This is a genomic window from Mesorhizobium sp. M7A.F.Ca.ET.027.03.2.1, from assembly GCF_003999175.1.
Lineage (GTDB): Bacteria > Pseudomonadota > Alphaproteobacteria > Rhizobiales > Rhizobiaceae > Mesorhizobium.
This window is the reverse complement of sequence record NZ_RZOM01001745.1, coordinates 1-649: the sequence shown is the minus strand read 5'-3', so window position 1 is coordinate 649 and position 649 is coordinate 1. Positions and strand designations below refer to the sequence as shown.

At 63.8% G+C, this 649-nt stretch carries 1 protein-coding gene; it reads right to left on the bottom strand.

The genetic code is table 11. The features are described 5' to 3' along the window. The coding region (locus tag EN750_RS37790; protein ID WP_210212812.1) for an ATP-binding cassette domain-containing protein at positions 1–585 on the bottom strand (585 nt) is incomplete at its 3' end. Positions 586–649 lie beyond the last annotated feature (64 nt).

The following is a 649-nucleotide window of genomic DNA, read 5'->3' as shown; positions in this document are numbered from 1 at the left end:
GATGAAGATGATCGCCGCGCCTTTTGCAGCCAGGTCCCGCATCCTCGAAAGAAGGATCGTCACTTCGTCGGCGCCCAGAGCCGCGGTGGATTCGTCGAACACAAACACGCGCCCCCCGCGCGCGATCGCTCTGGCTATCTCGACCAGTTCCATCAAGGCGACACCGCCTTGCGCCCCAAGGGTAGCACAGGTGTCGGTGTCGACGCCCAGTTCCGACAGTGCCTTGCCCGCTTGCCGGTGAAGCGATGTCCAGTCTATGAGGCCACGCGCATTGGGTTCGATCGTCAACATGACGTTCTCGCCGATCGTGAGCTGTTCGACGCCGGCGCCTTCCTGATGGATCAGGACGACGCCGGCCCGATGCGCCTGCTGGGTATCCACGAAGCGGGTTTCAATGCCGTCCATTGCCATACGGCCGCTGTAGCCGCCGAATGGCACCTCTCCAACAATCACGCGCCCGAGCGTGCTCTTGCCGGCGCCATTGGCGCCGACAAGACCGATGACCTCGCCGCGCCTGATATCGAGCGACACGCCGCCGAGTGCCCGCTGTGCTCCGAACTGGACAGCGATATCGCTCAGCCTCACGATCGGGGCGGCTTGATCGGCGGAACCGAAACCTTTCGCGCGTCCAACGCGCTCTGCATACTGC